The organism is Halohasta litorea (genome assembly GCF_024494645.1).
Classification (GTDB): domain Archaea; phylum Halobacteriota; class Halobacteria; order Halobacteriales; family Haloferacaceae; genus Halohasta; species Halohasta litorea.
Genome location: NZ_JANHDJ010000028.1, coordinates 1 through 5,410, shown reverse-complemented (window position 1 = coordinate 5,410; position 5,410 = coordinate 1). Strand labels below are relative to the sequence as shown.

At 51.2% G+C, this 5,410-nt stretch carries 3 protein-coding genes and 2 pseudogenes; 2 read left to right on the top strand and 3 right to left on the bottom strand.

Annotated elements, in window-relative coordinates; genetic code table 11:
- The coding region (locus tag NO877_RS19655; protein WP_256397981.1) for a methyl-accepting chemotaxis protein at positions 1-1,208 on the bottom strand (1,208 nt) is incomplete at its 3' end.
- Between the two features lie 446 nt (positions 1,209-1,654).
- On the opposite strand from NO877_RS19655, the gene NO877_RS19650 reads away from it, so the two are divergent.
- Positions 1,655-2,125: a chemotaxis protein CheW gene (locus NO877_RS19650; protein WP_256397980.1), complete on the top strand. Its 471-nt coding sequence runs from the start codon at positions 1,655-1,657 to the stop codon at positions 2,123-2,125.
- 271 nt (positions 2,126-2,396) lie between these two features.
- Positions 2,397-3,106 (top strand): annotated as a pseudogene (locus tag NO877_RS19645) (ISH3 family transposase); the annotation flags it as partial.
- A gap of 538 nt (positions 3,107-3,644) precedes the next feature.
- Here NO877_RS19645 and NO877_RS20010 read toward each other — a convergent pair.
- Both NO877_RS20010 and NO877_RS19635 read right to left on the bottom strand, forming a co-directional pair.
- A pseudogene (locus NO877_RS20010) lies at positions 3,645-3,842 on the bottom strand (IS5/IS1182 family transposase); the annotation flags it as partial.
- A 560-nt stretch (positions 3,843-4,402) separates the two neighbouring features.
- Complete coding sequence (locus NO877_RS19635) at positions 4,403-4,951, bottom strand: hypothetical protein (protein WP_256397979.1); 549 nt, start codon at positions 4,949-4,951, stop codon at positions 4,403-4,405.
- Positions 4,952-5,410 lie beyond the last annotated feature (459 nt).

Sequence of the window (5,410 nt, the reverse complement as noted above, 5' to 3'; positions counted from 1 at the left end):
CCGAACGTAAGCGTCGTCCCGGCATACTGTTTCCAGTCAATTCCGGCATCCCGGCAGTGGTCGTTGATTCGCTTGCCCCACTCGCTGGCAGCAAAGGTTTCCAGCGAGGATTCGAGGGAATCAACGTTCCCCTTAAGATCATTCGCACGTGTTGAGATCCGCTTTGTCAGGGTTGTCTGTTGCTGTGTCGCAGTAGCGACCGACTCGGCCTGTGTGTCGACGACCTCGCTGAGTTCTGCGAGGTCGTCGATCTCCGCCGAGAGCGTGACGTTTGATTCGGCCTGTTGGTCAGTGACATCATCGATCTCCTGGACCGATTCGTTGACTTGGTGAATATGGTCGACGGTGTCAGTCAGGGCCTCGAGGGCACTGTCGATCGTTTCTGCACTGGAGGTGATTGAATCACTCGCTGTTCGAATCTCGGCGACAGTCTCTTCAGTTTGGGTCTGTGAGGTTGTTATCACCGACTCGATCTCGTTCGCCGAACTCCGTGCTTCCTCGGCGAGCTTCTTTACCTCATTAGCGACCACAGCGAAACCGTCACCGCTCTCGCCGGCCCGAGCAGCCTCGATGTTGGCGTTCAGCGCGAGCAGCGACGTCTGGTCGGCAATCTCCGAAATCACGTCAACGATCTCGTCGACCTGTGTCATCTGGGTTTCGAGGGCCTCCATTTTCTCGACGATCGACTCACTGACTGTCTCAACCTGCTCAATCTCGTCGATCGCCCGCTCGGCTGCCTCTCGGCCCTCATCACCACGTTGGACCGCTTCGTCGGCTGTCTGGGCGACTTCAGTCGCCGATGCCGCGATCTGTTCGATCCCCGCTGACAGCGTCTCGATCTCGTTTGCGGCCTGTTGGAGTCGTTCATTTTGCTCGTCGGTTCCGTCGACGATTCCCTCGAACTCCGCGTTGACACGTTCACTGGCAGCTTCGACTACCATCGAGTCGCTGGTCACCTCGCTGCCGGTGTTGCTGACCTCCGCAACGAACGACCACACATCGTACATCTGTGACTCGATTTCGTCCATCATCGTGTTGTACAACCGGGCCAACTCGGCAAGCTGGTCGTCGTTCGGCGGATCGACCCGTTCGGTCAGATCTCCGTTGGCTGCTGTCGTCATCGCCGTCCGAAACGCGGCTATGCTCTCGTTGTCTTCTGACAGCCGTCGACCTGCATTGTCGACTGTGTCGCGTTGCTCATCTCTCATGCGAATGGCTTGTAGATGGTTATTAACCACATATAAAAACCCGTGATTACTGTTACTTTGATTGCTCTTGGGTAGAGGATTGTTGGTCAGTTCTCAGCAGTAGCTGGAAGTCACAGCGGGCAAGGGTGACACGTTAGTCCCTAGCGGCTCTGTTGAAATCCTATTCTGCAGACATTTCCTGTTTGAAATATCCGGTCGCTGAGTAATGCGAAAAAATCAACTGGTCTCCAACAGTAGAACATCGAGATCAATTTCATAGATATATTTTATAAATAATAAATCACACTATATTAATAAATCATCCGAATTAGAATGTGATACCGTTCACACAACTATGTTTAAGACGTATACTAATAGCCAAGGTAATGACCATTTATTTTATTTAACATAGGATATGTTTGATGGTCTATGAAAATACTTAATTACCGATGTTTCAGTGAGACTGTATGGCCCAGGGAGATACGACAGTCACAGAAACGAAGACAACCGATTCCGGTGACTCAACACAGATTCTTGAGTTTGGGCTTGGGAGCGAGAGGTATTGTGTCGATATCAATATGATTGACGAAATCGTCGATGCTGGTCAACTCACTCGGATTCCGAACTCCCCCTCACACGTAGAGGGAGTCATGGATCTTCGGGGGCGAACGACATCAATCATCAACCCAAAAACAGTCTTCAGTATTGATCAAGAAGGGGATCGTAATCGAATCATTGTGTTTGATCCAGATACAATAGGTGATCAGAGTACGACTGGCTGGATCGTCGACGAAGTGTATCAGGTCTCAGAGATAATGCCTGAAGATGTAGATAAGACGACCACCACAGACGACGACAATGTTCGTGGAATCGTCAAAGATGACAATAAATTCGTTGTGTGGGTCGACCCAGATATTGCAACAGAAACTATTGAGTAAAACCTGACTGGGTGTGGTGTCGACGTCACACATGTTAATCCTGCTCTGTTGAATAGCGGTGCTCGGAGAGGGAGGCGGAAATTGAGTAGCCGTGTGAGCCGTTAAGGGTCGTAGTCTCAGAACCGGTTCCGCTTCACCATCGCTCAAAGGACGCTATTCAACACAGCAGTTAATCTAGTACTGTGATTTATTCCGGTAAAGACGCTAATGACTGTAACCCCAGGTTCAGTCGATCACATCGGGTTAGAGGAAGTGTCTGTTTGGACATAGTGTGACAGAATCCCAAACAGACAACCAGATCGAGGAAGAGCATCTGCTTAACTTTGTCGTCAACACTCTTGACGAGGAACTTCCGATAGATCTTGCAGACGGTGTAAAGGTCTCGACAGAGACACTCTATGAGGTCCTCGCTGGCGCCAGCGCCAGCGGGACCTCAGTTAATCAAATCTGCGAGGAGACCGAAGACTCTCCACACGCCAATACCGTCCGTGGACACCTTCCCGATCAGTTCGACCTCGATACTGTCGAGCAGGTTGGAGCACGCTGCTCCAACAGGATACCATCGAGACGCTCCCTGATCGACCGGAGGAGGTCGTCGCCGACCTCCACCTCGATCCCTACAACGGTGATGAAGATGAGACAGAACCCCTCTATTCCTCACTGGCTAAGCGTGGAATAACGACGTTTCACGCCTATGCAACACTGTACGCACGGGTGCGCAACAAACGATACACGCTAGTGGTTCGCCAGCTGGTCGCTGGCGAAACCTCAAGTGATGTCCTCAGTGAGTTCTTCGAACTGCTTGACGGCCTTGACCTGGGCGTCAAGGCCGTCTACCTTGATCGATGTTTCTACAATAGCACCTGTCTCGGGCTGCTGTACGCCTATAATTACGCCTACGTCATACCGGTTGTCAAGTGGGGTGAGACAATCAAAGACGAACTCAGCAGCGGTTGGAGCCGTGTAATCGAACACGAGCTATAGGGATCTCCAGGTAAGTAACCACCAATGGGATGACTCCTTCACCCTGATCGTGTGACGCGTTTGATGAGAGTAAGGCTTCCTGGTTCCGCTATGCGTTTTGTACAGATGGTTGGCACAAGCCGTGCATCCGCTCAGGGGGCGCAGTCTCTACAGACGTGGATTCGAATGCTCTGTTGAATAGATGCTGAGTCACGGTTACAGCGGTTCTCACAGTGGTTCTATGTTGATGATGCCGAACATCAGGACAATTCACGGAACTGCCGATATCAGTCCAGCGCTCGCACGGCGTCGCCGAGCGAGCGCTTTGTTGTTGAGTACGAGGTCTCGGCCATCTATAGGGATTAGCGATCAAACTCATAATCTACATCCACCAGTCGATTACCCCTCTCACGGTTTCTCACGAGAGAACTCTGGAAATGAATGCCAATCCCTATAGCGCTGAGAAGAGCCCTTCGCCCAGATAAGCGCGTTGTTCATGACTGCTTTCGGTGATGAACCGCGGTAGTGCACAAGATACTCAACATCCAGTGCAGCAATCTCGCATCTCGGTCATGTACTTCAGCCGGTTCGGCGTTTCACGGTAGCTATGGCCCTCTTCGAGCCGAATACAGTGCAGAACGACGTGAACCCAGCGGGCGAACCCGCCGCTGGCGGGCTCGCCCGCATGCTTTCCCAACGCTTGTTTAGCCAGCCGACGACACTGCTCAACGAAGTCGAGGAGATCGATTTCCATAGGCGGAGTCGAATTCCTCGGCTTCACCTTTCTAACCCGTGATATCAGCCGAATAGATCGCTATTCAACAGAGCACTTTGAAGGTGTCCTCAGGAGCCACGAAGCCACTGCAAAAACTGCAATTGTCATTCCAATCACCGTTGCTAGACCGAAAATTGTCTCACTTTCATATCCAGAAGTAACGTATCCAGCGTGGGCAACCGTTGTGAGGGTTACCCCCATTAGAAACGTCATAGCTAACAGCCAATGTCGAATGGAACGCAACAACACAGTGGTTTCAGAGGGCATCATTGAGTAGCATTCATAATCTCATGAAAAACTCACCGAAACGGTCTATCACTACTCGATACACACGTCTACGGAACGGTTGATCCATCCGTTGTAGGCAGAACACAAGCAGGAACCTAATGCTGTATCCAAACTCTAAGTAAAGCACTGGCCAACGTTACTTTTGTTTGGCTCTGTTGAAATCCTATTCTTCAGATATATTCTCACCTGAAACAGCCGGTCACTGAAGAGTGCATATCGTGTACAGATAGGTGCGTTGAGATCGGCTCTGACTATGTCCGTTTAGCTCCGGTGAGGGTTACACGTTCGTGAATTATCCCGCTGACAACCCCCACTGGGAGTGTCAGCCAGAACGTCGTAGACAGAGCGACGAATCCAATAACACCAATAAACGCTGCCGCTTCCGGAAGCTGTGCGTACTGCCCGGAAACTCCTACCTCAACCACACTGAGCGTGAACAGGACGAGGAGTGCGAGGAGATACGTACCCAATGTCGCTAATACACCAGCACTCGCGCCGAAGTACGGGACATCCGAAGGGAGAGTACGCCAGACGATGACCGCAGAGATGAATGATGCGGGGACTACAAACGGAAGCGCAATCAGTCCCATAGTACCGAGAAATGCCCAGTCGCTTCCAATCGGCGATCCAAGCGCATACAGACTCCACGCAATGAGCGCGAAGAGCAACGTCGCCCCCATCGCCGCAGAGGCGAGCGCGTATCCCGCGCCGATGTCACGACGCCCCGCCTTCGGTAACCGACCCGGACCGTACTGTTTGCAAGTCGTTCCGAGAGTGGTGAGCAAGCCAGCAGAATTCATGGTAGATTATTTACTCGATCGACTAAATAGGTTTGTAAATTACAGCCTCTGTACTGACGCGACTGGCCCATAATATATCACTTGCTGAGGATTTCAACAGAGCCTTTTGTTTGAGAACCGGGGTTTTTCGAATGGATCTAACTATGCTTCCTTCACACTCTTGTTGGCACTTCTCTCGGCCACCATTACATCTATTACATTCGATTACATAGTTCAATTATGCCCATCGATATTGAACGGTTTGAATCTGACCCTGAGGAGGAACTGAAACCCCAAGGAACCACGAATGCGGAAGTGATTCTTTCGTTTTTGGCTTCCTCACCTGACCAAGCCATCCGTCTTTAGTTAGTCACAGAACCGCGGTACAGCGGTAGCTTATCGAATTTCCTTTTCGAGAGGAATGAGGAGGTAGCTAGTGTGCACAAAGATACCTCCTCGACCCGTCTTATGCGTCGTCTC